Genomic DNA, 25,176 nt, shown 5'->3' with positions numbered 1-25,176 from the left:
ATAAACAAATCAGCTTAGCTAAACCTTTTTAGCTAAGCTGATCCTAAATATATAAGTTATGATTTCAGTTGTAAGTTTTCTGATATTTATTGGTTTTTACGCACTTTATTATACTTCGCAAAAAACCTATGTTTCGTATAACAGAGCATTTGAACAATGGATTAAAAAAAATACCAGACCCACAAAATATGTTGGTTTAGTCATATTGCTGAGTGCTTTTTTTATTTTGTTACTCGAAAAAGCTATAGGCTCAGGAGCTTTAACTTATTGCATATTATTAATGACTATCGGAAGCCTGATTATCATTATAAGTCCATTAAAAATTATAAAACCGGCATTTGTCATTCTACTTTTTACAACGGCCACTTTAATCGAAATGTTATAACTAATTAAATCATGCCAGCAAATCCAAAATATTTAACACAATCTAAATGGCAACGCTTTGCCAAAATAACCGCAGCAATTTTAGGCGGTTATTTGGTTTCTATCAGCTTCCATTTAGCTTTAGCCAGCTGGTTTAACAGAGCCAACATCATCATAACAATGGCTTTTAGCGGTTTTATTCTTTGGGTGGCATTGATGGTAATCGCATTTTTAGCTAAGAATGGCTGGAAAATCTGGCTCATTTACATAGTACTAAGTTGCCTCTTTTCAGGAATACTGTACTTAGGTCAAACCTATAATCCAATAGCAAAATAAACGATGAACAACCGAAATTATAATATCTTTTTCCATACCCATACTGTTAGCGGCATTGTGATTAGCGTGGTTTTGTATGTAATTTTTTTCGCTGGTTCCTTTTCGTTTTTCAGAGATGACATTGCCAGTTGGGAACGTGGGGAATCGGCAGTAATTTCAAATGAGATACAATTAAATTACGATCAGGCTTTAAAAGCATTAGATACGGCTTATGATTTACAAGGTAGAAAAATCACCATTTCTCAACCCCATAATGAAAAAAATGTTGCAGCGTATCTTGAGGCAACAAAAGACAGCTTGGCTTCGAAAAAAGCCAAAGAAGGACAATTTTTATACCTTAACAACACAACCTATAAGACTACAACCTATGAGGAATCATACAATTTGGGCGAATTTATTTATCGTTTGCACTTTCTGGCACAAATCCCTTATCCTGTAGGTTATTATCTGTCGGGATTTATTGCGCTGTTTTTTCTTTTTGCCATAGTCACCGGAGTTTTATTGCATTGGAAAAAAATTATTTCCAGTTTTTATGTTTTCCGTCCTAAAGAAAAATTAAAAACCTGGTGGACTGATGCACATACTTCTCTGGGAATGCTGGGTTTACCGTTCCAATTTGTATATGCCGTTACAGGTGCTTTTTTTATGATTAAATTAGTCATTGTAGCACCCAGCGTTCAATTGCTTTATCAGGGAGATCAAAATAAATTATACAAAGAATTAGAATACACCGGAACCGATTACACATTCGAAAATAAAGCTTTAACCAAATCATTTAGTATTAATGAAATGGTTGTTGCTACTAAAAAAAACTGGGATGATTTTAATATTACCCATGTTGAAATCCAAAACTATGGTGATGCCAATATGCATGTTGTAGTAAAAGGAGAAACCGAATATGACAAGAAATTTACCGGTGCTGGCGAAGTGGTTTATAAAGTTGCCACCGGCGAAGTGGTATCTAAAAAAAATCCTCTGACGCAAACGACCTATTTAGACAGTGTCAAAAACATTTTGTACCGCATCCATTTTGGGGACTATGGCGGTTATGGTTTAAAAATTATCAGTTTTGTACTGGGAATTCTAAGCTGTTTTGTAATCATTTCGGGAGTTATGATTTGGCTCGTAGCCAGAGATAAGAAAAGTATGCCCGTGAAAAAAAGACGATTCAATGAAGCTGTAGTTCGGATATACTTAGCCATTTGCCTGAGTATGCTTCCGGTTACGGCAGTAACCTTTATTGTTACTAAAATGTATTATCCTTTGGGCAAAGATCATACTTATTCGGTATATTTTATAAGTTGGTTACTGTTGAGCATCTTTTTTATTCTAAAGAAAAACAATCGTTTTACCAATCAGTTTTGTTTGATTTCCGGAAGTATTCTGGGTTTTTTGATTCCAATTGCAAATGGTATCAAAACAGGAAATTGGTTTTGGATATCTTATAACAACAATCAATTTCAACCGTTTTTTGTAGATGTTTTCTGGATTATACTTTCGATAATAACTTTATATACCAGCTTTAAATTAAAAAGCCATAAAGAAAAAAAATAATGAAGGAAAAAAAAGGCTTCTCCTAAAATTTCAGGAAAAGCCTTTTTTTCAATCAACAATTGTAAATTTAATCCACATTAACTATTGCTTCTTTTTTCCAATTTTTTACAGAGGCAATTTTATTGTCCGAATAATCCACTTCGCTTAAAGTTGAAGCATTCCAGTGGAACCATTTCCCCACTTTTTCTCCTTTTTTGTACTCAGCAATAGCTAATTTGTTTCCTTCCTTATCATAGGAAACCCATTTTCCGTCTAATTTCCCGTCTTTATAAAAACCTGTTTGCTGAACTTGTCCGTTTTCATAAAAATAAGTTGCTTTTACTTTGTTTCCCACCGCTTCTAATTGTGGTTTAGGCGCTTGTGCAAAAATCATCCCTGTGATTAAAATTGCTCCGATAACTATATATTTTTTCATAATGTAAAATTTTACGTGGTTTCTTTTATCAAAATTACATATTAATTTACATTTAAAAAACAATTTGGTAACAATTTAATAACATTGAGCAAAAACTTAACATTGGAAATTAAAACTACTTATTACCGCTGCTATTAAAAAATCAATTTTCTCAATTCAATGTACATAATTAGTTCTAAATTTGCAGCCGGTCTTTCAACAGACTTACAAATCAAATAATTAAATTTTTCAAGAATGTATAGAAGTCATAACTGTGGCGAGTTAAACGCCTCACATATCAATACCGAAGTTACACTTGCGGGTTGGGTTCAAAAATCACGTGATAAAGGATTCATGAATTGGGTCGATTTAAGAGACCGTTATGGAATAACACAATTAATTTTCGACGAAAGCCGTACTGAAAAAACAGTATTTGAACTGGCAAAAACTCTTGGAAGAGAATTTGTAATTCAGGTTAAAGGAATTGTTATCGAAAGAGAAGCTAAAAATAAAAATATTCCAACGGGAGAAATTGAAATATTAGTTTCAGAGCTAACTATTTTAAATGCAGCCCTGACTCCTCCATTTACTATTGAAGACGAAACGGATGGTGGTGAAGATATTCGAATGAAATACCGATACTTGGACATTCGAAGAAATCCGGTAAAAAACAGCTTGCTTTTCCGTCACAAAGTGGCAATGGAAGTACGTAAATATTTATCTGATCTGGATTTTTGCGAAGTTGAAACACCTTATTTAATCAAATCTACTCCGGAAGGAGCGAGAGATTTTGTTGTTCCAAGTAGAATGAACGAAGGACAATTTTATGCATTACCACAATCGCCACAAACTTTCAAACAATTATTGATGGTAGGCGGAATGGATAAATATTTCCAAATAGTGAAATGTTTCCGTGACGAAGATTTACGTGCGGATCGTCAACCTGAATTTACACAAATTGACTGCGAAATGGCATTTGTAGAACAAGAAGATATTTTAAATATTTTCGAAGGACTGACTCGTCATTTGCTAAAAGAGATAAAAGGAGTTGAAGTAGACAAATTCCCTCGTATGACGTATGAGCATGCAATGAAAACCTACGGAAATGACAAACCGGATATTCGTTTTGGAATGGAATTTGGCGAATTAAACGAATTTGCACAACACAAAGAATTCCCAGTTTTCAACGCTGCTGAATTAGTAGTAGGAATTGCAGTTCCGGGAGCCGGAAATTATACCCGTAAAGAAATTGACGCCTTAATTGATTGGGTAAAACGTCCCCAAGTAGGTGCAAGCGGAATGGTGTATGTAAAATGCAACGAAGACGGAACTTACAAATCATCAGTAGATAAATTCTACGATCAGGACGATTTAGGAAACTGGGCAAAAGTTACCGGAGCTAAAGCCGGAGATATGATTTTTGTACTTTCAGGACCGGCTAACAAAACCAGAGCACAGTTAAGTGCTTTAAGAATGGAACTGGCTACGCGTTTAGGATTGCGTAATCCGGCAGTTTTTGCTCCGCTTTGGGTAGTCGATTTTCCATTGTTAGAATTTGACGAAGAAAGCGGGCGTTACCACGCTATGCACCACCCGTTTACATCCCCAAAACCGGAAGATATTGCTTTATTAGAAACCGAACCAGGAAAAGTGCGTGCAAATGCCTACGACATGGTGCTGAACGGAAATGAAATTGGCGGTGGTTCTATTCGTATTCACGATAAAGCAACCCAACAATTAATGTTTAAATATTTAGGTTTCAGCGAAGAAGAAGCCAAAGCACAATTCGGATTCCTGATGGATGCTTTTCAGTTTGGAGCACCGCCACACGGTGGATTAGCTTTTGGGCTGGATCGTTTAGTGGCTATTTTAGGTGGACAGGAAACCATTAGAGATTTTATTGCTTTCCCTAAAAATAACTCCGGAAGAGATGTTATGATTGATGCTCCTGCAGCCATTGATACCGCACAATTAAAGGAGTTACGCATACAATTAGATTTATAATAAATATCTTTCGAAACGGACTGAATAGGCTGAATATCAATTATTTTATGAAAAAAGTTGCTATTAATCATTTTCGTATTATATTAAACATTACATTTGCCTTATTATAAATTATTATTACTATTACAATGCGTACAGGTACAGTTAAATTTTTCAATGAATCAAAAGGTTACGGATTCATTACAGACGAAGAAACAGGAAAAGACATTTTTGTTCACGCTTCAGGAATCAACGCGGAAGAATTACGCGAAGGTGACAGAGTTAGCTACGAAGAAGAAGAAGGAAGAAAAGGAAAAGTTGCTGCTAAAGTTGCAGTAATCTAAACAAAATATTTTTTTTGTTACGAATGCTCAGAAGCGTCCCGATAATTATCGGGACGCTTTTTTTTATATAATTAAAAGTTAAATTTTTAGGTTTTTTTAAGAAAGATAGAAATCCTTATTTATAATCATTAAAAACTACTAAAAAACCCCTTCAAAACGAATATGATTTTACATTCACTACTTGTGATTTATAACATTGAAGCATATCTTTGTGACTTATTTTAGCACAAAATATTTTATTATGCAATCAGAACAGTTCAATTATTTTCCTATTTTAATGCAAGCCTTACTGGCAGTTGGGTTTGTAGTAGCTACTATCCTTATTTCCGGGAAATTAGGACCTAAAAGAAAATCAGCTATAAAAGACAAAAATTTTGAGTGCGGAATCGAATCTGTAGGGAATGCCCGTATTCCTTTCTCCGTTAAATACTTCCTGGTTGCTATATTATTTGTGTTATTTGATATTGAAGTAATTTTCTTATATCCATGGGCTATTAATTTTAAAGAACTGGGAATAGAAGGAATGATAAAAATGATTGTATTTATGGCTTTACTTTTAGTTGGTTTTTTCTACATCATCAAAAAGAAAGCGATTGAATGGGAATAAAGAAATTTCAGAATTTAGATTTTAGATTGTTTTAATTTAGAATTTAGATTTGAAAACTTCATTTCTCAAAAATATAATTATTGATTTTTTAAAATATTTGATTTCAACTTTCAGGTTACTAAATCTAAAATCAGAAATCTAAAATCTAAAAATAAAAATGAGCGATTCAAAAATAAATATGGTTGCCCCTCCGGAAGGTGTTGTAGGTGAAGGTTTTTTTGCTACAAAACTAAATGATGTTGTAGGATTGGCACGTGCTAATTCACTTTGGCCATTACCTTTTGCGACTTCTTGTTGCGGTATTGAATTCATGGCCACTATGGCATCTCATTATGACTTGGCGCGTTTTGGTTCTGAGCGTGTAAGTTTTTCTCCTCGTCAGGCTGATATGTTGTTAGTAATGGGAACAATTTCTAAAAAAATGGCTCCTATTTTACGTCAGGTTTACGAACAAATGTCTGAACCTAGATGGGTAATTGCTGTTGGAGCCTGTGCTTCATCAGGCGGGATATTCGATACTTACTCCGTTCTGCAAGGAATTGACAAAGTAATTCCGGTTGATGTTTACGTTCCAGGATGTCCACCAAGACCGGAACAAATTGTTGATGGCGTGATGAAATTACAAGAACTGGTAAAATCAGAATCGGTAAGAAGAAGAAGTTCGCCAGAGTATCAAGAATTATTAGCTTCTTATAATATCAAATAAAATGGCATTAGAAAACACCGCTATACAAGAAAAATTAGCCGCAACTTTTGGTGAAGATGTATTTAATTTCCAGGAGGAAAGAGATATTTTTTCTTTCGAAATCAATGCTGATAAAAATACCGCTATCATTTTATTCCTAAAAAACGATCCTGATTTACGTTTTCATTTTTTAACTGATTTATGCGGTGTTCATTATCCGGATAATCCAGTAGAAAAACAGTTTGCAATTGTATATCACATGCACAATTGGTACGAAAACAAACGCATTCGAATCAAAGCCTTTATTAATGGGGAAAACCCTGAAATAAAAACAATTTCGAATGTTTTCTTGTCATCAAATTGGATGGAAAGAGAAACCTATGATTTCTTCGGTGTAAACTTTGTTGGTCATCCACAATTGAAACGTATTTTGAATATGGATGAAATGATTTCTTTTCCAATGCGTAAAGAATTCCCAATGGAAGACGGCGGAAGAACCGATAAAGACGACCGTTTCTTTGGAAGAACAGTAGACAATTGCTAAAAAAACAATATATAATTTTTCACATTCTATAAATGTCAGAACTATTATTACCACCAGAGCATCGCTATGCTAAAATAATAAAAGAGCAGCTAAACGAAGACGGAAACGAGCTTTCTATCTTGAATTTAGGTCCAACTCACCCAGCTACTCACGGAATTTTCCAAAATATTCTGCTGATGGATGGGGAACGAATTTTAGATGCTGAACCTACTATTGGTTACATCCACAGAGCATTCGAAAAAATTGCCGAAAATCGTCCTTTTTACCAAATTACGCCTCTTACGGATCGTATGAACTATTGCTCCTCTCCTATCAACAATATGGGATGGTGGATGACATTAGAAAAATTACTAGGTGTTGAAGTTCCTAAAAGAGCCCAATATTTAAGAGTTATTGTAATGGAATTAGCAAGAATCACCGATCACCTGATTTGTAATTCCATTTTAGGAGTTGATACCGGTGCTTATACCGGTTTCCTTTATGTTTTCCAATTTAGAGAAAAAGTATACGAAATATACGAAGAAATTTGTGGTGCTCGTTTAACTACAAATATGGGAAGAATTGGTGGTTTTGAAAGAGACTGGTCACCAGAAGCTTTTAGAAAACTAGACGTTTTCTTAGAAGAATTCCCAGTTGCCTGGAAAGAATTTGAAAACCTGTTCGAAAGAAATAGAATTTTTATAGACCGAACTGTTAATGTAGGAGCTATATCTGCTGAAAAAGCAATGGCTTACGGATTTACAGGTCCTAATTTACGTGCTACAGGTGTTGATTATGATGTTCGTGTGGCGCAACCTTATAGTTCTTATGAAGACTTTGATTTTAAAGTTCCGGTAGGAAAATCAGGTGATACTTACGATCGTTTTTGTGTTCGTAATGCCGAAGTTTGGGAAAGTTTAAGCATCATTCGTCAGGCATTAGACAAAATGCCGGAAGGAAATGAATACCATGCCGAAGTTCCTGATTATTATTTGCCTCCTAAAGAAGATGTTTACCATAATATGGAGTCGTTAATTTATCATTTCAAAATTGTAATGGGAGAAGTTCCTGTTCCGGTTGCCGAAATCTACCATCCGGTAGAAGGAGGAAATGGAGAATTAGGATTCTATTTGGTTACTGATGGAAGTAGAACACCATACAGATTGCATTTTAGAAGACCTTGTTTTATTTATTACCAAGCCTATCCGGAAATGATAAAAGGTGCATTATTATCAGATGCCATTGTTATTTTATCCAGTTTAAATGTAATTGCCGGAGAATTAGACGCTTAAATGATTGCAGATTTTAGAATTTAGATTTCAGATTGAAAAGATCTAAAATCTAAAATCTAAAACTCATACAGAATGTAGATTATAGAGTGCAGATTGAAAAATCTAAAATCTAAAATCAGAAATCTAAAATTAAGAATGGAAAGAAAACATTACGAACAAGAAATAAATATGACGGAATCATTGATGACTCGCATCAACGAATTGCTTAGTCATTATCCTGAAGACAAGAAAAAATCGGCTTTATTGCCTGTTTTACATGAAGTTCAAGATGCACACGATAACTGGCTGAGTATTGCATTAATGGATAAGGTTGCCGAAATTCTTGGAATTTTACCTATCGAAGTTTACGAAGTAGCTACTTTCTATACGATGTACAACCTGAAACCGATTGGGAAATACATGTTTGAATTTTGCCAAACATCCTGCTGCTGCTTGAGAGGAACCGAAGATTTAATGGATTATACCTGCGAAAAATTAGGTGTAGGCATTGGCGAAACTACTGCTGACGGACTTTTTGAAGTAAGAGGTGTAGAATGTTTAGGTGCTTGCGGATATGCTCCGATGATGCAATTAGGCGATTTCTACAAAGAACATTTGACTAAAGAAAAAATCGATCAGATTATTGCTGATTGCCGAGATAATAAAATAATATTACACGATAAATAAGATGTCAAAAAAAATATTATTAGACAAAATAAACGTTCCGGGGATTAAAACCTACGAAGTATACCGCAGAGAAGGTGGTTATGCTTCTGTAGAAAAAGCCATGAAATCAATGACTCCTGACGAAGTGGTCGAGGAAGTGAAAAAATCAGGACTTCGTGGTCGTGGTGGAGCGGGTTTCCCAGCCGGAATGAAATGGAGTTTTATTGACAAAAAATCAGGAAAACCAAGACATTTAGTTTGCAACGCCGATGAGTCAGAACCAGGAACATTCAAAGATCGCTATTTGATGGAATTTATTCCTCACTTGTTGATCGAAGGAATGATTACTTCCAGTTTTGCTTTGGGTGCAAACCGTTCTTATATCTACATTCGAGGAGAATACATGTGGGTTTTTAAAATATTAGAAAGAGCCATTGCCGAAGCTAAAGCTGCAGGCTGGTTAGGGAAAAATATTCTAGGAACAGGTTATGATTTAGAATTACACGTTCACTGTGGAGCAGGAGCTTATATTTGTGGAGAAGAAACCGCTTTGATCGAATCATTAGAAGGTAAAAGAGGAAATCCACGTATCAAGCCACCTTTCCCGGCTGTTTCCGGACTTTGGGCTAACCCAACAGTAGTAAACAACGTAGAAACTATTGCAGCAGTGCCATGGATTGTAAACAATTCAGGTGATGATTATGCAAAAATAGGAATTGGAAGATCTACAGGAACTAAATTAATATCAGCTTCCGGACATGTTAAAAACCCTGGAGTTTACGAAATAGAATTAGGATTAAGCGTTGACGAATTCATGAATTCTGACGAATATTTAGGCGGAATGAGTTCGAACAGACCTTTGAAAGCTTTAGTTCCGGGAGGTTCATCAGTGCCAATTTTACCAGCCGATTTAATTTTTAAAACAGCTAATGGCGAAGACCGTTTAATGACTTATGAATCTTTAAGTGATGGCGGATTTGCAACAGGTTCTATGTTAGGTTCAGGAGGATTTATCGTTTATGATGACACCGCTTGTATTGTACGCAACACTTGGAATTTCTCTCGTTTTTACCACCATGAATCTTGCGGACAATGTACACCTTGCCGTGAAGGAACAGGATGGTTAGAAAAAGTATTGTGGCGTATTGAAAATGGTCAGGGTCGCGAAGAAGATATCGATTTACTATGGAGTATTCAAAGTAAAATTGAAGGAAACACCATTTGCCCCCTTGGAGATGCAGCATCATGGCCAGTGGCAGCAGCCATTCGTCATTTTAGAGAAGAATTTGAATATCATGTTCGTTTCCCGGAAAGAATTAAGGATAGAAATCATTTTGTTGCCGAGCCTTTTGATAAAGTAAGACATTTGGTAAGCAAACAAACAGTATAAAATAGTTTCAAGTTTCAAGTTTTTTTAGTTTCAAGTACTTAAACCTGAAGCTTTAAACCTGAAACTAAAAAAACAATATTAAAATGAAAGTAACAATAGACGGTCAAGAAATTGAAGTTGAAGCAGGAACAACCATCTTGCAGGCGGCTCGTATGATAGGAGGAGAATCAGTTCCACCTGCGATGTGCTATTATTCTAAACTAAAAGGAAGCGGTGGAAAATGCCGTTGCTGTTTAGTTGAAGTTGCCAAAGGTAGCGATGCCGATCCGAGACCAATGCCAAAATTAATGGCATCTTGTGTAACAGGATGCATGGATGGTATGGAAGTGAATAGTAAAAATTCAGACCGGGTGCGTGAAGCACGTCAATCGGTGACAGAATTTTTATTGATCAATCACCCATTGGATTGCCCTATTTGCGATCAGGCCGGAGAATGCGATTTGCAGGATTTAAGCTTTGAACACGGAAAATCAAAAACCCGTTTTATAGAAGAAAAAAGAACATTTGAACCGGAAGATATTGGTCCAAATATTCAATTACACATGAATCGTTGTATTTTATGTCAACGTTGTGTGCAGGTTGCAGATCAATTGACAGACAACAGAGTTCACGGAGTTTTAGACCGAGGCGATCATGCTAATATTTCGACTTGTATTTCGAAAGCTATTGACAATGAATTCTCAGGAAACATGATTGATGTATGTCCTGTAGGTGCTTTGACTGATAAAACGTTCCGTTTTAAATCCAGAGTTTGGTTCAACAAACCTTTTAATGCTCACAGAGAATGTACGACTCCGGGATGTTGCGGTAAAACTACGGTTTGGATGTTTGGAAACGAAATACAAAGAGTTACCGGACGTAAAGATCAATACCACGAAGTAGAGGATTTTATTTGTAACACTTGTCGTTTTGACAAAAAAGAAGTTACGGACTGGGTTATTGAAGGACCAAGAAAATTTGATAAAGATTCGGTTATCAATCAGAATAACTATACCCGAGAAATGGATACAGTTCATATTGCTACCGAAGAAGGAATTCTGAAAGGAAGAGAGCAAGACCGTAAAAAGATCAGTATGACTGCAATCCCTTTGAATAAAGAAGAGCAAGAAGAATTTAACAATGGTAATCTATAAAAAATGGACAGTACAATTATTATAGAAAAAAGTATTATCATTCTGGTTGTCTTTGCCATTACAATGGTTATGGCAATGTATTCTACACTTGCAGAACGTAAAATTGCAGCCTGGTTACAAGACCGTATTGGTCCTAACAGAGCCGGAAAAGGAGGACTTTTACAACCTCTTGCTGATGGTTTAAAATTATTTTCGAAAGAAGAATTTGAGCCTGACACACCCAACCGATTTTTGTTTTTTGTAGGTCCGGCAGTAGCCATGAGTACGGCTTTAATGACCAGTGCAGTAATTCCGTGGGGAGATCATTTCCATCTTTTTGGAAGAGATATTATCCTTCAGGCTTCTGATATTGATAATGCCTTATTATACATTTTTGCAATACTTTCTATTGGTGTTTACGGCATCATGATTGGTGGATGGGCATCTAATAACAAGTTCTCTTTGATGGGAGCGGTTCGTGCGGGTTCCCAAATGGTTTCTTATGAAATTGCTATGGGGTTATCCATGATTGCATTATTGATGATGACGGGAACTTTAAGCTTAAGAGAAATTAGCATGCAACAATCGGGAATGAGCTGGAATGTATTTTACCAACCGCTTTCCTTCTTAATCTTTTTGATTTGTTCTTTTGCAGAAACAAACAGAACACCATTTGACTTAGCGGAATGCGAAAGTGAATTAATTGGTGGTTATCATACTGAATATTCCTCTATGAAAATGGGATTCTATTTATTTGCTGAATATGCGAGTATGTTTATCTCATCGACTATTCTTGCTGTTTTATTCTTTGGAGGGTATAATTATCCGGGAATGAGTTGGGCGGTAGAAAACTGGGGAGTAAATTTGGCAAACGTAATAGGAATTGCAGTATTATTTGCAAAAATATGTTTCTTCATCTTTTTCTATATGTGGGTAAGATGGACTATTCCAAGATTCAGATACGATCAATTAATGAATTTAGGATGGAAAATATTAATTCCGTTATCGATTGTTAATATTGTGATTACAGGAATTGTAATTTTGAGACATGAATTAGCCGTATTTTTAGGATTTTAAGATTATTGAAATCTTGAGGAGCCAAATTGGCACCTTAAAAATAATAAAAAATTAAGGTGTCGCAAAATGCGACACTTTAGAAATCAATCACGATAAAGACATAGAATTAGTATTTTCTTATCTTGATGAATTAATGGACAAACAAGAAAATAAAATTGAAAGAACAAAAATAGGCTATAAAAAATAAAACAACATTAACACCCAAATACCCTAGCCCTGATTGAAGTGAAAATCCTTTTTAGTTTTTTCTTTAAAAACTAAAAAGATTGAAACGGAAAGCAGGATTAGCTTCAAATAAAAAAATAAAATAAAGATGTCAATAGAAACCATATCCTTATCTGGAAGAAAAGTACAAGTCTCTAATAAAGAGATGACTTTTTTAGAGCGTTTGTATCTTGTTGCAATTGTAAAAGGATTATTTATCACTCTGAAACACTTGTTTTCGAGAAAAGTTACTATTCAGTATCCGGAACAAGTGCGTACGATGAGTCCGGTTTATCGTGGTCAACACATGTTGAAACGTGACGAACAAGGAAGAGAAAACTGTACGGCTTGTGGATTGTGTGCATTATCTTGCCCTGCAGAAGCCATAACGATGAAAGCTGCTGAACGCAAGGCGGATGAAAAACATTTGTACAGAGAAGAAAAGTATGCCGAAATATACGAAATCAATATGCTGCGTTGTATTTTTTGCGGATTGTGCGAAGAAGCCTGTCCTAAAGACGCTATTTATTTGACTACTTCAAAAGTATTGGTTCCTTCCAGTTATGAAAGAGAAGATTTTATTTTTGGAAAAGACAAATTAGTGATGCCGTTAGATATGGCTATCAAAAATGCTCAACTTAATAACGCTAACTAAATGATACATATTCCTGATTTTGCTAACGCAACTCCTGTACAAATTATATTTTGTTTCTTATCGTTTATTACGTTAATTACCGCTTTTCTGGCAATATTTAGCAGAAACCCTATTCATAGTGCGCTTTACTTAGTAATTTGTTTTTTCACTATCGCGGGTCATTATTTACTATTGAATTCACAGTTTTTAGCTATTGTTCATGTTATTGTTTATTCGGGAGCGATTATGATTTTGTTCCTATTTACAATCATGTTAATGAATTTGAATAAGCAAAATGAAGTTCATAAACCCCGTATTACCCGATTAGGAGCTATTGTTTCTTTTTGTTTAATCTGTGTGGTTCTGATTTTGATTTTCATCAATTCAAAACCTATTGAAGGAGAATATATTGCTACCGGAGAAGATTATCAATCTATAAAGGTTTTAGGACGTGTTTTATTAAATGAATACATGGTCCCTTTCGAATTTGCTTCTGTCTTGCTTTTAACAGCGATGATTGGAGTTGTATTATTGTCTAAAAAAGAAAAAACGGAGAAATAAAATGACTAATATTTTAAATGAAATAGGCATCGAGAACTATATCTTCCTTTCTGTAATACTTTTTTGTATTGGAGTATTTGGAGTTTTATACAGACGAAATGCCATCATCGTATTTATGTCGATCGAAATTATGCTTAACGCGGTAAATCTTTTATTCGTAGCATTTTCGACCTATCATCAGGATGCACAAGGACAAATATTTGTGTTTTTCTCTATGGCTGTAGCTGCGGCTGAAGTTGCTGTAGGTTTAGCGATTCTGGTATCGATTTTTAGAAATTTAGGTTCGATTGATATTAATAATTTAAAAAACTTAAAAGGATAAACGATAATGAATACGAATTTAGCTTTACTCTTATTATTAGCTCCTTTTTTAGGATTTTTATTTAATATTTTCTTTGGGAAAAAGATTGGAAAATCGGCTTCAGGAATTATTGGAACATTGACTGTTGCAGTTTCATTTGTTGCTACACTTGTTTTTTTCCTGCAAATAAACGAAACCAAAGAAGCAGTCCAAATTGATTTATTCAATTGGATTCGAACTCATAATTTCCGTGTGAATTTTGGTTTCTTATTAGACCAATTATCCATTTTGTGGTTGCTTTTTGTTACCGGAATTGGGTCTTTGATTCACCTCTACTCTATCAGCTACATGCATGATGATGAGAATATGCACAAGTTCTTTGCCTATTTGAATTTGTTTATCTTCTTCATGATTACCTTAGTTATCGGAAGCAACTTATTAGTATTATTCATCGGATGGGAAGGCGTTGGACTTTGTTCTTACCTGCTTATCGGGTTTTGGCATAAAAATCAGGAATACAATGATGCGGCTAAAAAAGCTTTTATCATGAACCGAATTGGAGATTTAGGATTATTGATTGGGATTTTCATCATTGGTTCTTTATTTTCAACTTTAGATTACACTACCTTAAAAACAGCTATTGCTACTTCCGGTAATTTAGATATTACGATGATTTCGATTGCTGCATTTGCTTTATTTATTGGAGCATGTGGAAAGTCAGCTCAAATTCCATTATACACCTGGTTGCCTGATGCGATGGCCGGACCAACGCCAGTTTCGGCATTGATTCACGCTGCAACGATGGTTACTGCTGGTATTTTCATGATTACAAGATTAAATTATGTATTTGATTTAGCTCCTGAAGTACAAAACATCATTGCTATTGTAGGTGCTGTAACTTCTTTAGTTGCTGCAACAATTGCTTTGGTTCAAACCGATATCAAAAAAGTATTGGCTTATTCTACCGTTTCTCAATTAGGATTAATGTTCTTAGCTTTAGGTTTTGGAGCTTATGAAATTGCAGTTTTTCACGTAATCACTCATGCTTTCTTTAAAGCTTGTTTGTTCTTAGGTTCCGGATCAGTAATTCATGCTTTGCACGGAGAACAGGATATGCGCAGAATGGGCGGATTGAAAAAAGTGATGGGAATCACGTTTATTACGTTTTTACTTTCATCATTAGCCATTTCAGGAATTCCTCCTTTTTCAGGCTTTTTCTCGAAAGATGAAATCTTAATGACTGCTTATCATAACAATATAGCACTATGGGTTATTGCTTCTCTGGCATCGTTAATGACTGCTTTTTATATGTTCCGTTTGTTGTATCTGACTTTCTTTAAAGAATTCAGAGGAACTGAACATCAGAAAAGTCATTTACATGAAAGTCCGGGATTAATTACTTTTCCGCTTATTGTTTTGGCAATTTTAGCAACTATTGGCGGTTTGATTAGTTTACCAACAAATAGCTGGCTGAATGGTTATTTAGCACCATTATTTTCGAAAGAAGCGCACGAAGCACATCACTTTGGAACAACAGAATACGCATTGATGGCTGTTGCTGTACTTGGAGGAATCATCGGAATTACAATTGCATTTGTAAAATACATTAAACAAAATCAGGTTCCGGCAGAAGATGCTGAAATTACAGGTTTTTCAAAAGTACTCTACAACAAATATTATGTAGATGAAATTTACAATGTCATCTTTGTAAATTCAATCAACAGCTTGTCCGGATTCTTTAGAGATTATATCGAAACATCTTTATCTGCTGTAGTTTTTGGATTAGGAAAAGTAACCAACGAATTAAGTTACCAGGGAAAGAAATTACAAACAGGAAGTATTGGTTTTTACTTGTTTGTATTTGTTTTAGGGCTTAGTGCCATACTAACTTATTTATTTTTAGCTCAATAATTTTATATCATGAACGTATCACTACTATTAATTATACTTCTTGTTGGTGCATTTGCTACTTATTTTGCCGGCGATAAACTGGCTTCAAAAGTCGCATTATTATTCAGCTTAGTTGCTTTAGGAATATCAATTGCTTTGTTGAATGCTTATAATTCAGGAGAAAATATTAGTTTTTTTAAATTCTGGATTAACAAACCTGTAGTTTCTTTTTCCTTAACTGCCGATGGATTGTCATTAATCATGTTATTATTGACTTCGTCATTGACACCTTTAATTATCTATTCTTCTTTTGGAAATGAATATAAAAATGCCAAATCGTTTTATGCTTTAATTCTGTTTATGTCATTTGCTATGACAGGAACTTTCTTAGCATCAGATGGACTTTTATACTATATTTTCTGGGAATTAGCATTAATTCCTATTTATTTCATTGCTTTAATTTGGGGTAACGGAGATGTTGAAGAACGCAAAAAAGCAGTGGTAAAATTCTTTATCTATACCCTTGCCGGATCTTTATTCATGCTAATTGCTTTTGTTTATTTGTACCAAAAAGCAGGCAGCTTCCTGTTGCAGGATTTATACCAAGCAGAGTTAAGCCAAATGGAACAGTTCTGGATTTTCTGGGCGTTCTTTTTAGCTTATGCTATCAAAATTCCAATTATCCCTTTCCATACCTGGCAGGCAAAAGTGTACCAAAAAGCACCTACAGTGGGAACCATGCTTTTATCAGGTATCATGTTAAAAATGGGATTGTATAGCGTTTTACGTTGGCAATTACCAATAACTCCAATTGCATCAAAAACGTATTTACCAATATTAATCGGTTTAGGAATTGCGGGTGTAATCTACGGTTCGATTGTAGCTTTAAGACAAAAAGATTTGAAAAAATTATTGGCTTATTCTTCATTGGCTCACGTGGGACTAATTGCTGCCGGATGTTATACTTTAAACATTGACGGATTGCGTGGCGCTGTTTTACAAATGATTTCTCATGGTTTTGTTGTAGTGGGATTGTTCTTTGCCGCCGAAATCATTTACAGAAGATTTGACACCAGAGTAATTGCCGAAATGGGAGGAATTCGTTCTCAGGCACCTAAATTTGCTTCCTTGTTTATGATATTAGTTTTGGCTTCTGTAGCCTTGCCTACTACTTTTAACTTTGTGGGAGAATTTACGGTTTTGTATAGTTTGTATCAAATTAATGTATGGTTTGCAGTATTAGGCGGAACAACAATTATATTAGGAGCTTATTATATGTTAAAAATGTACCAACAAGTAATGCTGGGAGAAACTAATACAAAAGTTTTTGCTGATGTTACTTTCCATGAAACATTTGTTTTAGTTATTATCATTGCGGTCATTTTCTTTTTCGGTATGTATCCAAGACCCATTAATGAACTAATTACTCCTAGTTTGGACCAAATTTTAAGAACATTATATAAAATTCAATAATAAACCGACTATTTTTAATATCAGGTGCCAATCCTGAATCACAAAATAATATATGAATACATTAATAGCAATAATAGGATTAGGTATTTTATGCCTTTTATTTGAAATTTTTGATGCTAGAAAAGCCATCATTCCGGTAGTCGTTATTGGATTATTGGCGGTGCTTGGATTAGATATATCTGAATATAATGCTGCTCCTCAATTTTATTACAACAACATGATAGTTGTGAGTAAATTTTCTTCGGCGTTTTCAGGATTATTTATCATTCTTACTATTTTCTTAGTGAGTTTAGGACATAAATTTTATGAAGGAAATCAAACTAAAATCTCCGATTTTATTGCCATAAAAATATTCCTGTTAGCGGGAGCAGTTGCTATGGTTTCTTTTGGAAACTTAGCGATGTTCTTTTTAGGAATCGAAGTTTTATCCATTGCTTTGTACGTTTTGGCGTCAAGCAACCGATTAAGCATTAAAAGTAACGAAGCCGGTTTAAAGTATTTCCTGATGGGATCCTTTGCTTCCGGAATTCTTCTTTTCGGAATTTGTTTGATTTATGGTGCAATGGGAAGTTTTGACATTGTGGAGATTAGCGAATTATCCCGCTCTGCTGAGTTACCAATTTGGTTTCCTATAGGGATTGTTTTAATTTTTATTGGAATGCTTTTCAAAATTGCCGCTGTTCCGTTCCATTTCTGGGCACCGGATGTATACGAAGGTTCTCCTGCACTGACTACCGCATTAATGAGTACTTTGGCTAAAGTAGTAGCTATTGCCACATTATACAAATTAGTAAAAACCATGAATGCTGATATTTCTCCGGCATTTCAATTAATTATTGTCATTGTATCTATTGCTTCAATGACTGTTGGTAATATTATGGCTTTACGCCAAATCAACGTAAAACGTATGTTGGCTTTTTCAGGTATTTCACATGCCGGATTTATGTTAATGACTTTATTAAGCACCGAAAAATCATCCGGAACTTTATTGTACTATACTTCGGCTTATGCCTTAGCCGGAATCGCAGCTTTTACAGTCATTTTATATGTTTGTAAAACCAGAGAAAACGAAGACCTTACTAATTTTCATGGCTTAGGAAAAAACAATCCTTTAATGGCAGCAATACTAACTGCTTCATTATTGTCTATGGCCGGAATTCCAATCTTTGGAGGTTTCTTTGCTAAACTATTTTTGTTCACCCAAACTATTCAGGCAGGATTTATTGTCTTAGTTGTAATAGCAGTGATTAACTCTATCATTAGTGTGGGTTACTATTTCAAACTAATTTTAGCCATGTACACTAAAGAGCCTAATGAAGCCAAAACTCCTACTTCACGTATCTATTATGCTGTTGCAGTGATTGCTATTGTGTTGAATATTGCTTTAGGTTTCTTCCCTTCTTTTGTTTTAGACTTATTGTAATACACTTTTATACCTCATACAAAAACCATCAAAGTACATTTTGATGGTTTTTTTGCTTTTTAAACAGCCTATAGCCAAAATCACAATTCCTAATAAAAGCATAAAAAAGAAATAGTTGCAAAAGGTTTTTAGTACATTTGTATATACAAATAAATTTTATTTAAAATGGAAAACAAACTTAAAATACAAATCTGGTCGGATATTATGTGTCCGTTTTGTTATATTGGAAAAAGAAGATTAGAGCATGCTATAGAAAAATTTGGACACAAAGATGCTATTGAAATTGAATGGAAAAGCTTCCAGCTGGATCCTAACTTTATAGCCGAAGAAGACGACAATTTAGTAGATCATCTTGCTGAAAAATACCGAAAAGATAAAGATTGGGCTATAGAATCATTAGAAAACATGACCCAAAATGCAGCTAATTCAGGATTAGAATTTCATTTTGAAAAAGCTATTATGGCTAATTCATTCCATGCCCATCGTTTACTGCATTTAGCCAAAGAACATCAACTAGGGAATGAACTTAAAGAATTGCTCTTTAAAGCCTATTTAACAGATGGAGAAGATGTAAATAACAAAGAGACCTTAACTAAACTGGCAATACAAGCAGGACTTGATGAAAAATCCATTACCGAAGTTTTAAATTCAAATGCCTTTGCTAATAAAGTACAAGAAGATATCTTAACGGCACAAAAAATAGGAATTCAGGGTGTTCCGTTTTTTGTTTTTGATAATAAATATGCAATTTCCGGAGCACAGCATGAAGAAATTTTTATAAAAACTTTGGAAAAAGTTTGGGAAGAAGGGCAATTTGAATCAAAAATTACTATCTTGAACACTCCAGATGCCGACAGCTGTGGCATTGACGGATGTAATTAAAAAGATAAAAATGAGTGCTATAAATAATGAAAAAATAATTCGATGGGGAATCATTGGATGTGGAGACGTAACCGAAAAAAAAAGTGGACCTGCGTACCAAAAAACAGCAGGATTTGAAATTGTTGCCGTAATGCGCAGAGATGCCGAAAAAGCAGCTGATTATGCTAAAAGACATGGTATCAAAAAACATTATTCGGATGCTGATGCCTTGATTAATGATCCTGAAGTAGATGCTGTTTATATTGCTACACCTCCGGATTCACATAAATTGTACGGTTTAAAAGTAGCCGAAGCAGGAAAGATTTGTTGTATCGAAAAACCTTTGGCCCCCAGTTACGAAGACAGTAAAGCTATTTCGGAAGCTTTTGAAAACAAAAATATTCCGCTTTTTGCTGCTTATTACAGACGCTCATTACCCCGTTTTAAACAAATTAAAAAATGGCTGGACGCCAATAGTATCGGGCAAATCAGGCATATTAACTGGCATTTAAGCAAGCCCGCTTCTCCACAGGATTTATCCGGTTTGTACAATTGGCGTACCGATGCTAAAGTAGCCAAAGGTGGCTATTTTGATGATTTAGCTAGTCATGGCCTGGATTTATTCAACTATCTTCTGGGTGATATTAAAGAAGTTTCAGGAATGAGCTTAAATCAGCAAAATTTATATTCAGCCAAAGATGCTCTTGTAGCCTGCTGGCTTCATGAAGACGGAATTACAGGAACAGGAAGCTGGAATTTTGGTACTGCAACCAGAGAGGACAAAGTCATTATTTATGGAAGTCAGGGAAGCATTGAATTTTCTGTTTTTGATGAACATCCTGTGGTTCTTTCTAATGAAAACGGAATTGTTCCAATGGTAATTGATCATCCTGAAAACGTTCAATTGCACCATGTGGAAGATATGAGAGCACAATTACTTGGAACTGGAATTCATCCTTCCAGTGGAAAAACAGCAACTCATACCAGCTGGGTCATGGATAAAATCATTGGTATAGTATAAAAACAAAAAAAGCTTCAGAACCACCCGAAGCTTTATTTAACTACACAAACTAATTAATTACTAACAAATAGCAAAATTTCTAACCATATTTTGATTATCATAATTCGTGCCAAAAAATGTTTTTAGTTATTTTTTGATTAAAAAAATTACAAAACAAGCTTATCCACCTCTGCAATTGGATCAGTCATAATAGTCGCAGAATCATCTAAAACTAAAACTTCATATTTTATAATTTTAGAATTCGATTCTTCAACTAAATAATACACTCCTTCGTCAAAGTTATTTAAATCATAACTTCTGACAATTTTCCCTTCAACCATAAGGCTCTCGCTATGGATTAATTTTTCGTTGGTATCATAAATACTTATTTTAACCTGATCAGTATCGTCTAAACCAAATGAGATCATTTTTTCTTGTCGAAATTCATTACGGAATGAAAAATTAACGGCCACAGCATACACATTCATAGCTAATAAAACTACTCCTGTTACTAAACTAATTTTTAAAATCTTTTTCATACTACTATTTTTAAGATTTATATTCATTTAACAATGTAAAGTTATTGCAGGCACAGCCATAAAAAGGGCAGTAGATTCTCCAGTTAATATGTTATATTACCTTTTACTAAAACGTTATCGTTTGATTCAGTTAATATTACATATTTTTTTGTTAATTTAGTATAGCCAACCAAATTGACCAAAAAATGAAATCAGCCTTACCTACCCTTAAAATCATCGAACCCTCTTTTGGAAGTTCTTTTACATTGACCAAATACAATATTAATTACAACTCCCATTTTTGGCATTATCATCCCGAAATTGAATTAATTTATGTCAATGGTGGAGCCGGAAAACGCCAGGTAGGAAGCCACATTTCGTATTATACCAATGGTGATTTGACTTTAATAGGGAGCAATTTGCCCCATTGCGGTTTTACTGACGAACTAACGGGAAATAAAAATGAAATTGTGATCCAGATGAAACCTGATTTTTTAGGAGAACATTTTTTTGAAATTCCCGAAATGGTGAACATCAAAAACCTATTACAACAAGCCAAATCAGGGATTACTTTTGGCGGAAAAACCAAAAGAAAAATTGGGAAGAAAATTGGAAAAATGGAAGACAAAACTCCATTCGAACGATTATTAAGTATTATCGAAATTTTGAATGAATTAGAATTAGCCACTGAAGATGCAACGGTTTTAAACGCCGAAGGTTTCCGAATGGAAATGCACGTTCAGGACAATGAAAGAATTAATTCTATTTTTAATTATGTAAAAGATCATTTTAAAGAACCCATTCGTTTAGAAGAAATTGCCGGTAAAGTCAGCATGACGGTACCTTCATTCTGTCGTTATTTTAAAAAAATAACCCATAAAACATTTACCAAATTTGTAAATGATTACCGACTGGTGCATGCCTGTAAATTATTAGCCGAAAAACCCATCAGTATTTCAGCGATTGCTTTTGAAAGTGGCTTTAACAATTTTAGCCATTTTAACAAATCATTCAAAGAATTTACCGGTAAGAATGCTTCTGAATACCGATATGAATTAAGGTCATTTTTAGAGTGAAAAACAGAACAAAAAAAAGACCCCTAAAAGGAGTCTCTCACTACTAACCTAACCAAAGTTAATTATTTAACCGCAACCGTTTTGTATACTTCTGAATAAGGATCAGACATGATAGTTGCAGTTTCATTAGCAACAATAATTTCATATTTCACCACTTTTGTTTTAGACTCAGCTACCAGGTAATAAACCCCGTCAGCTAAAGGATTCAAATCGTATGTTTTAACGATTTTGTCTTCTGATTTAAGCGGATTCAAATTCAATGTATACAGTTTTTCTGTATGTAACAACTGATCATTTGCATCATAAAGAGATACATTAGCTTTATTTACATCATTTAAGGCAAAAGTTACCATTTTTTTTGGGCTTACTTTTTCAACTTTAGAAAATTTAACGCCAGTTGCACGAGTATTTATAGCGATTAAAACAACTATTAATACTAAACTTAGTTTTAAAATCTTTTTCATAATTAGAAATTTTAGATTTATATTTCTTTTAACTGGTACAAAGATACCTTGCGAATATAGAATTAAACTACAGTGGCTTTTCATATTTATATGCTATATTACCTTTTACGAAAACGTTTTAGTTTAAATAAGACAATAAAACACAGTTAATAGGTAAAATAACATAGTTATCAACTACACGCACAATTTTCTTTCTATTTCAAAAAATAAATTTGTTTCAGAAAATCATAACTTTTAACGCTGTAAAAGGATTCAGCAATAACTCTATTGCGTAATTTTGTATCATGTATGCTTTAGTCGATTGTAATAATTTCTATGCTTCCTGCGAACGTGTTTTCCAACCGGAACTCAACGGTAAAGCCGTTGCGATTTTATCTAACAATGATGGTTGCGTAATATCCCGAAGTTACGAAGCTAAAGCAGCCGGCATTCCTATGGGAGCCCCGGCATTCCAGATTAAAGATTTAGTAAAAGAAAAAAATGTAAAACTCTTTTCTTCTAATTATGCCCTTTATGGCGATTTAAGCCGCCGTGTAATGGAAATTCTTAATCAGTTTACACCCAATATAGAGATTTATAGTATTGATGAAGCTTTCCTCAATTTTGACGGATTAAATATTCAGGATTATCATGATTATGGTCTCCAAATGAAAAATCGGGTTCGAAAGTGGGTTGGAATCCCAATATGCATCGGATTTGCAGAAACCAAAGCTTTATCTAAGGTGGCCAATAAAATTGCCAAAGAATTTCAGGATAAAACTCAGGGTGTATATGTTATTGATTCGGAAGAAAAACGCATTAAAGCTTTAAAATGGACTAAAATTGAAGATGTCTGGGGCATTGGTTATCGAATGCGTAAAAAAGTAAAAATAAGAAACATCAATACAGCTCTGGACTTTATACAACCACAACATGAAAACTGGATAAAAAGAGAAATGGGAGTTATTGGTCTCCGTTTAAAAGCAGAACTGGAAGGAAAATCGGTTTTAGATTTAGAACCCATTGCAGAGCAAAAGAAAAGTATTGCCATTACCCGAAGTTTCCCAAAACAGATCTCCGATTTTGATTTACTGCGGGAGCGTATCGCTACTTTTGCAGCAGTTTGCGCAGAGAAATTACGAAAACAACAATCCTGTTGCCATACTATAATAGTGATGCTCATCATTGATAAGCATACTGTAAAAACATCTAAATATTATTTCAACAAAGCAATCACTTTACCGTATGCGACTAATTCCACTTTAACTATTTCAAATGCCGCTATTGATTTATTTAAACAATTACATGAAGGAAACGAACATCTGAAGTTTAAAAAAGCAGGTGTAATCGTTAGCGAACTCATTGGTGAAAACCAAAAACAATTTCAACTATTCGAAGAAGAAAATCCAAAACATTTAGCATTAATGAAAGTGATGGATCATCTTAATACTAAAATGGGTGACACCAAAGTAAAACTGGCAAGCCAGAATTTAAGACTGACCTGGGATATGAATCAAAAACTTCTCTCTAATAAATATACTACCAAATTCGACCAGATACTGGAAATACGATGCGAATGAAAAAAGATCAAAAACTAAGCTTTTACAAACCAAATTACGAAAGCAAACTACAAATCCCTTTTATTCCTGATGGTGTTTCGGCAGGATTTCCTTCCCCTGCAGCTGATTTCATGGAGAACAATATTGATTTAAATAAAGAGTTGAGCGAAAATCCTCTGGCTACTTTTTATATTAAGGTAAAAGGAAATTCGATGATCGATGCCGGGATTGAAGACCAGGACGTACTCATTGTAGACCGCAGTATTGAACCGCAGGACAACAAAATAGCCATATGCTTTATCGACGGAGAATTTACAGTAAAACGCATTAAATTACAAAAAGACTGTCTTTACCTGATGCCTGAAAACAGCAATTATACTCCTATAAAAGTCACTGAAGAAAACGAACTCATTATTTGGGGAATTGTAACCTATGTGATAAAAAGAATATAAGAGATTCCATTTTAAAGTATCCAATCTTTTTGCAAAATCCCCAACTTTTACCTAATTCATTTAAACTTGACCTCTAATATTTTTATAAAAATAATATAAAACAAAAAATCCCGTTTCGTTAGAAACAGGGTTTTCATAAAGAAAGGGGACGAACCGAGCCGTTAGGCGAACACCTCGTACCTATAAAAAAAAGAGCCCCAACCTTTTCAGGTTGGGGCTCAATAAAGAAAGGCGACGACATACTCTCCCACAAAACTGCAGTACCATCTGCGCAGGCGGGCTTAACTACTCTGTTCGGGATGGGAAGAGGTGAGCCCCGCCGCAATAACCACCTTAAGGTCGTTTTGCAATGGGTGATTAGCTTTAGCTAGTCAACATTACACAATATCTTAACATACTGAGATAAAGAAAGTATTTTTATTTGTTAGAAAGTTTCTTCCCCCGATTGCTCGGGGGAGGATTTGTACATAAGCTTA

27 protein-coding genes and 1 rRNA gene are annotated in these 25,176 nt (G+C 34.6%); 24 read left to right on the top strand and 4 right to left on the bottom strand.

The annotated features are described in order from the left end of the window. The first annotated feature begins 58 nt into the window (after nucleotides 1-58). The 3 genes from BUB89_RS08175 to BUB89_RS08165 are packed head-to-tail and all read left to right on the top strand — an operon-like array spanning nucleotide 59 to nucleotide 2,253. Entirely contained in the window at nucleotides 59-385 is a 327-nt protein-coding gene (locus BUB89_RS08175) for a hypothetical protein (protein WP_073243885.1), read from the top strand. A gap of 11 nt (nucleotides 386-396) precedes the next feature. Then, a complete protein-coding gene (locus BUB89_RS08170) occupies nucleotides 397-699 on the top strand; it encodes a hypothetical protein (protein ID WP_073243884.1) in 303 nt (100 codons plus the stop codon). Between the two features lie 3 nt (nucleotides 700-702). Continuing rightward, the gene (locus BUB89_RS08165; protein WP_073243883.1) at nucleotides 703-2,253 is read left to right on the top strand and encodes a PepSY-associated TM helix domain-containing protein; all 1,551 of its coding nucleotides are present in this window, start codon (nucleotides 703-705) and stop codon (nucleotides 2,251-2,253) included. A gap of 67 nt (nucleotides 2,254-2,320) precedes the next feature. Here BUB89_RS08165 and BUB89_RS08160 read toward each other — a convergent pair whose 3' ends face one another. Further along, nucleotides 2,321-2,668 carry a toxin-antitoxin system YwqK family antitoxin gene (locus tag BUB89_RS08160; protein WP_073243882.1) on the bottom strand — a complete coding sequence of 116 codons (348 nt, stop codon included), beginning with the start codon at nucleotides 2,666-2,668 and terminating at the stop codon, nucleotides 2,321-2,323. Nucleotides 2,669-2,902: 234 nt separating this feature from the next. Here BUB89_RS08160 and aspS point away from each other — a divergent pair, with 234 nt between their 5' ends. The 18 genes from aspS to BUB89_RS08065 all read left to right on the top strand — a co-directional run bounded on the left by aspS (nucleotide 2,903) and on the right by BUB89_RS08065 (nucleotide 20,673). Then, a complete protein-coding gene (gene aspS / locus BUB89_RS08155) occupies nucleotides 2,903-4,651 on the top strand; it encodes an aspartate--tRNA ligase (protein WP_073243881.1) in 1,749 nt (582 codons plus the stop codon). A gap of 128 nt (nucleotides 4,652-4,779) precedes the next feature. Continuing rightward, entirely contained in the window at nucleotides 4,780-4,974 is a 195-nt protein-coding gene (locus tag BUB89_RS08150) for a cold-shock protein (protein WP_007137066.1), read from the top strand. A gap of 241 nt (nucleotides 4,975-5,215) precedes the next feature. Next, the gene (locus BUB89_RS08145; RefSeq protein WP_073243880.1) at nucleotides 5,216-5,581 is read left to right on the top strand and encodes an NADH-quinone oxidoreductase subunit A; all 366 of its coding nucleotides are present in this window, start codon (nucleotides 5,216-5,218) and stop codon (nucleotides 5,579-5,581) included. A 157-nt stretch (nucleotides 5,582-5,738) separates the two neighbouring features. After that, nucleotides 5,739-6,287 (top strand): NADH-quinone oxidoreductase subunit B, encoded by a 549-nt coding sequence (locus tag BUB89_RS08140; protein ID WP_073243879.1) that lies wholly within the window; start codon nucleotides 5,739-5,741, stop codon nucleotides 6,285-6,287. A gap of 1 nt (nucleotide 6,288) precedes the next feature. After that, a complete protein-coding gene (locus BUB89_RS08135; RefSeq protein ID WP_073243878.1) occupies nucleotides 6,289-6,810 on the top strand; it encodes an NADH-quinone oxidoreductase subunit C in 522 nt (173 codons plus the stop codon). A 32-nt stretch (nucleotides 6,811-6,842) separates the two neighbouring features. Next, complete coding sequence (locus BUB89_RS08130; RefSeq protein ID WP_073243877.1) at nucleotides 6,843-8,081, top strand: NADH-quinone oxidoreductase subunit D; 1,239 nt, start codon at nucleotides 6,843-6,845, stop codon at nucleotides 8,079-8,081. A 135-nt stretch (nucleotides 8,082-8,216) separates the two neighbouring features. Then, entirely contained in the window at nucleotides 8,217-8,747 is a 531-nt protein-coding gene (locus BUB89_RS08125) for a complex I 24 kDa subunit family protein (RefSeq protein ID WP_073243876.1), read from the top strand. A 1-nt stretch (nucleotide 8,748) separates the two neighbouring features. After that, complete coding sequence (gene nuoF, locus BUB89_RS08120; RefSeq protein WP_073243874.1) at nucleotides 8,749-10,116, top strand: NADH-quinone oxidoreductase subunit NuoF; 1,368 nt, start codon at nucleotides 8,749-8,751, stop codon at nucleotides 10,114-10,116. A gap of 83 nt (nucleotides 10,117-10,199) precedes the next feature. Next, on the top strand, nucleotides 10,200-11,249 hold the full coding sequence (locus BUB89_RS08115) for an NADH-quinone oxidoreductase subunit G (RefSeq protein WP_073243872.1): 1,050 nt from the start codon (nucleotides 10,200-10,202) through the stop codon (nucleotides 11,247-11,249). Between the two features lie 3 nt (nucleotides 11,250-11,252). After that, nucleotides 11,253-12,305 carry an NADH-quinone oxidoreductase subunit NuoH gene (gene nuoH / locus BUB89_RS08110; protein ID WP_073243870.1) on the top strand — a complete coding sequence of 351 codons (1,053 nt, stop codon included), beginning with the start codon at nucleotides 11,253-11,255 and terminating at the stop codon, nucleotides 12,303-12,305. Between the two features lie 313 nt (nucleotides 12,306-12,618). Next, nucleotides 12,619-13,164, top strand: coding sequence for a NuoI/complex I 23 kDa subunit family protein (locus BUB89_RS08100; RefSeq protein WP_073243868.1), 546 nt, complete (start codon nucleotides 12,619-12,621; stop codon nucleotides 13,162-13,164). Next, nucleotides 13,165-13,704 carry an NADH-quinone oxidoreductase subunit J family protein gene (locus BUB89_RS08095; protein ID WP_073243866.1) on the top strand — a complete coding sequence of 180 codons (540 nt, stop codon included), beginning with the start codon at nucleotides 13,165-13,167 and terminating at the stop codon, nucleotides 13,702-13,704. A 1-nt stretch (nucleotide 13,705) separates the two neighbouring features. After that, nucleotides 13,706-14,026 carry an NADH-quinone oxidoreductase subunit NuoK gene (nuoK, locus tag BUB89_RS08090; protein WP_073243864.1) on the top strand — a complete coding sequence of 107 codons (321 nt, stop codon included), beginning with the start codon at nucleotides 13,706-13,708 and terminating at the stop codon, nucleotides 14,024-14,026. 6 nt (nucleotides 14,027-14,032) lie between these two features. Continuing rightward, on the top strand, nucleotides 14,033-15,916 hold the full coding sequence (nuoL, locus tag BUB89_RS08085; RefSeq protein WP_073243862.1) for an NADH-quinone oxidoreductase subunit L: 1,884 nt from the start codon (nucleotides 14,033-14,035) through the stop codon (nucleotides 15,914-15,916). Between the two features lie 9 nt (nucleotides 15,917-15,925). Continuing rightward, a complete protein-coding gene (locus BUB89_RS08080) occupies nucleotides 15,926-17,368 on the top strand; it encodes a complex I subunit 4 family protein (protein WP_073243860.1) in 1,443 nt (480 codons plus the stop codon). A gap of 52 nt (nucleotides 17,369-17,420) precedes the next feature. Continuing rightward, nucleotides 17,421-18,791, top strand: coding sequence for an NADH-quinone oxidoreductase subunit N (locus tag BUB89_RS08075; RefSeq protein WP_073243858.1), 1,371 nt, complete (start codon nucleotides 17,421-17,423; stop codon nucleotides 18,789-18,791). 165 nt (nucleotides 18,792-18,956) lie between these two features. Beyond that, complete coding sequence (locus BUB89_RS08070) at nucleotides 18,957-19,673, top strand: DsbA family oxidoreductase (RefSeq protein ID WP_073243856.1); 717 nt, start codon at nucleotides 18,957-18,959, stop codon at nucleotides 19,671-19,673. 10 nt (nucleotides 19,674-19,683) lie between these two features. Further along, entirely contained in the window at nucleotides 19,684-20,673 is a 990-nt protein-coding gene (locus BUB89_RS08065; RefSeq protein WP_073244359.1) for a Gfo/Idh/MocA family protein, read from the top strand. Between the two features lie 146 nt (nucleotides 20,674-20,819). On the opposite strand, the gene BUB89_RS08060 is transcribed toward BUB89_RS08065, so the two are convergent. Next, nucleotides 20,820-21,191: a hypothetical protein gene (locus BUB89_RS08060; protein WP_073243854.1), complete on the bottom strand. Its 372-nt coding sequence runs from the start codon at nucleotides 21,189-21,191 to the stop codon at nucleotides 20,820-20,822. A 185-nt stretch (nucleotides 21,192-21,376) separates the two neighbouring features. Here BUB89_RS08060 and BUB89_RS08055 point away from each other — a divergent pair, with 185 nt between their 5' ends. Beyond that, a complete protein-coding gene (locus tag BUB89_RS08055; protein WP_073243852.1) occupies nucleotides 21,377-22,246 on the top strand; it encodes an AraC family transcriptional regulator in 870 nt (289 codons plus the stop codon). 62 nt (nucleotides 22,247-22,308) lie between these two features. Here BUB89_RS08055 and BUB89_RS08050 read toward each other — a convergent pair whose 3' ends face one another. Then, a complete protein-coding gene (locus tag BUB89_RS08050; protein WP_141384523.1) occupies nucleotides 22,309-22,710 on the bottom strand; it encodes a hypothetical protein in 402 nt (133 codons plus the stop codon). Between the two features lie 284 nt (nucleotides 22,711-22,994). Between BUB89_RS08050 and BUB89_RS08045 the strand changes: the two genes are divergently transcribed. Together BUB89_RS08045 and BUB89_RS08040 are read left to right on the top strand one after the other, a co-directional pair. Beyond that, entirely contained in the window at nucleotides 22,995-24,269 is a 1,275-nt protein-coding gene (locus BUB89_RS08045) for a Y-family DNA polymerase (protein ID WP_073243848.1), read from the top strand. Next, the gene (locus BUB89_RS08040; protein ID WP_073243846.1) at nucleotides 24,260-24,700 is read left to right on the top strand and encodes a LexA family protein; all 441 of its coding nucleotides are present in this window, start codon (nucleotides 24,260-24,262) and stop codon (nucleotides 24,698-24,700) included. The genes BUB89_RS08045 and BUB89_RS08040 overlap by 10 nt, the downstream gene beginning before the upstream one ends. Before the next feature lie 226 nt (nucleotides 24,701-24,926). On the opposite strand, the gene rrf is transcribed toward BUB89_RS08040, so the two are convergent. Continuing rightward, a 5S ribosomal RNA gene (rrf, locus tag BUB89_RS08035) occupies nucleotides 24,927-25,036 on the bottom strand. Between the last annotated feature and the right edge of the window lie 140 nt (nucleotides 25,037-25,176).

Origin of the sequence: Flavobacterium flevense, assembly GCF_900142775.1 — a bacterium.
Taxonomy (GTDB): Bacteria; Bacteroidota; Bacteroidia; order Flavobacteriales; family Flavobacteriaceae; genus Flavobacterium; species Flavobacterium flevense.
This window is presented reverse-complemented; position numbering and strand designations above follow the sequence as displayed.